This window comes from Massilia sp. CT11-108, from assembly GCF_047302915.1.
GTDB classification, from domain to species: domain Bacteria; phylum Pseudomonadota; class Gammaproteobacteria; order Burkholderiales; family Burkholderiaceae_D; genus Telluria; species Telluria orientalis.
Window position 1 is genome coordinate 1 of the sequence record NZ_JBKYMO010000659.1, and the last position, 2,584, is coordinate 2,584.

Sequence of the window (2,584 nt, forward strand, 5' to 3'; positions counted from 1 at the left end):
CCCACTTTTTTTTTTCCACCCCCACCCCGCAATCCCCCCTGTAGCTCGGTGTCGGGGGCTCGGTTTTGTTTATAAGACACCGTAGGCCGGCCACGCGGCCGCACTCGCCGTCGACGGCGATCCCGCCACGTTCTGGCAGACGCCGTGGGGCGGCGGCCGGTCCATCCAGGTCGACATGGGCCAATCCCACCGCATCGCGGGCCTCGCCTACCTGCCACGGCAGGATGGGCAGGTGGCGGGGACGGCCGTGAACTACCGCTTCGAGACGAGCGCGGACGGGACGCACTGGCAGGCCGCGGTCGAACGGGGCACGTTCGCGAACGTCCACAACAACCCCGACCTGCAGACGGCCCGTTTCGCGCCGGTCGCCGCCCGCTTCTTCCGTTTCACGGTGCTGGACGATGTGTGGCGCTCCGGCTCGGCCAGCGCGGCCGAGCTGTCCGTCATTCCCGCCGACGCCGATTGAGCGCAGCCCGCATGATGACCGGCCACGACCACCGCGGCGCCAGGATGCGCGCCGCCCTCCACTGCCTGCTCACCGCCTGCGCCGTGCTGCTGGCAACGTTGCAACCCGCCCACGCTGCCCCGCGCGAGCGACTGTCGCTGGATGCGGGCTGGCGCTTCCTGCAGGGCGACGTGCCCCTGCCGGCCATCAAGGGCCATGGCGCCAGCTACCTCAATGCCAAAGCGGGCGAGGCGCAGGGCCCGGCCAATGCCGACTACGACGATTCAGGATGGCGCCGGGTCGACCTGCCGCACGACTGGGCGGTGGAAGGCCCGTTCGACGCCGCACAGAACAAGTCGCAGGGCTACCGCCCGCGCGGCATCGGCTGGTACCGGCGCTACTTCACCCTGCCGGCGTCCGACCGCGGACGGCACATCGAGCTGCGGTTCGACGGCGTCGCCACGCACAGCACCGTGTGGGTCAACGGCATCGTGGTGAACCGCAACTGGTCGGGCTACAACGGCCGCTACATCGACATCACGCCGTACATGCGCTACGGCGCGGAGCCGAACACAATCGCCGTGCGCGTCGACGCCGAAGTAATGGAAGGCTGGTGGTACGAAGGCGCCGGCATCTACCGTCACACCTGGCTCGTCAAGCGCGACGCCATGCACATCGCCACCGACGGCATCCACGCGAATCCGGTGCGGAAGGACGGCCGCTGGACGCTGCCCGTGACGGTGGACGTCGACAGCAGCGCAGACAGCGCACGCAAGGCGCGCCTGGAAGTCAGCCTGCTCGATCCGGCCGGCCATGAAGTCGCGCACGCCGGCGCGCCCGTCCAGGTCGATGCGCTCGGCAGGGCCAGCACGCGGTTGGCCCTGGCCATACGCAATCCCCAGCCGTGGACGCTGGCCAGGCCGGCGCTGTACCGCGTGCGCGCCGTGCTGCGCGATGCGACCGGCGAGCTGGATCGCGCCGAGACGCACACGGGCTTCCGCACGATCCGCTTCGACGCCGACCGCGGCTTCTTCCTCAACGGCCAGCCGCTCAAGCTGCAGGGCGTGGCGATCCACCAGGACCATGCCGGCGTGGGTGTCGCCGTGCCCGACTCGATCTGGGAATTCCGCCTGCGCCAGCTGAAATCGATGGGCGTGAACGCGATCCGCTTCGCGCACAACGCGCCCGCGGCCGAAGTGCTGGACATCGCCGACCGCATCGGCCTACTCGTGATGGACGAGAACCGCAACTTCAACACGTCGCCCGACTACATGCAGCAACTGACCTGGCTCGTGAAGCGCGACCGCAACCGTCCGAGCGTCATCCTGTGGTCGATTTTCAACGAAGAGACGCTGCAGGGCACGGAGATCGGCTACGAGATGGCGCGCCGGATGGTCGGCGCCATCAAGCAACTCGACACGACGCGCCCCGTCACCGCCGCGATGCACGGCGGTCTGTTCGCCGCCAGGAGCGCCGTGCAGGCGCTGGACGTGGCGGGCATCAATTACCAGGTGTGGGAATACGACCGTTTCCACAAGATGTACCCGCACAAGCCCGTGTTCAGTTCGGAGGACACGTCGGCCTTCATGTCGCGCGGCGAATACACGACCGACCAGGACAAACACCTCGTCGCCAGCTATGACGACGACGCGGCCCAGTGGGGCCAGACGCAGCGCGGCAGCTGGAAACAGATCAGCGCCCGCCCGTTCCTGGCCGGCAGCTTCGCGTGGACCGGTCTCGATTACCGCGGCGAACCGACGCCGCACGAGTGGCCCAGCGCCGGCTCGTTCTTCGGCATCATGGACCTGTGCGCGCTGCCGAAGAACGCGTACTGGTTCCGCCAGGCTTTATGGCTGAAGGACCGCACCGTCATCAAGGTCATGCCGCACTGGAACTGGGCCGGCAAGGAAGGACAGCCGGTCAAGGTGCGGGTCGCGACCAACGCGCCGCGCGTGCGCCTGGAGCTCAACGGCGCGGTCGTCGGCGAGCAGGACGTCGATCCGTTCGACATGGCCACGTTCCAGGTGCCGTATGCGCCGGGGCGGCTCGAAGCCGTGGCGCTGAAGGATGGCGCCGTGGTCGGGCGCGACCAGGTCGAGACGAGCGGCGCCCCCGCCCGCCTCGTGCTGGCGCCGGACC

1 protein-coding gene and 1 pseudogene are annotated in these 2,584 nt (G+C 68.9%); both read left to right on the forward strand.

Features of this window, described 5'->3' with window-relative positions; translation table 11 throughout:
• Positions 1–103: 103 nt before the first annotated feature.
• Positions 104–466: pseudogene (locus tag ACEN88_RS29035) on the forward strand (discoidin domain-containing protein); the annotation flags it as partial.
• Positions 467–477: 11 nt separating this feature from the next.
• Positions 478–2,584: beta-galactosidase GalA (gene galA, locus ACEN88_RS29040; RefSeq protein WP_413345285.1), on the forward strand; the 2,107-nt coding region annotated here is incomplete at its 3' end.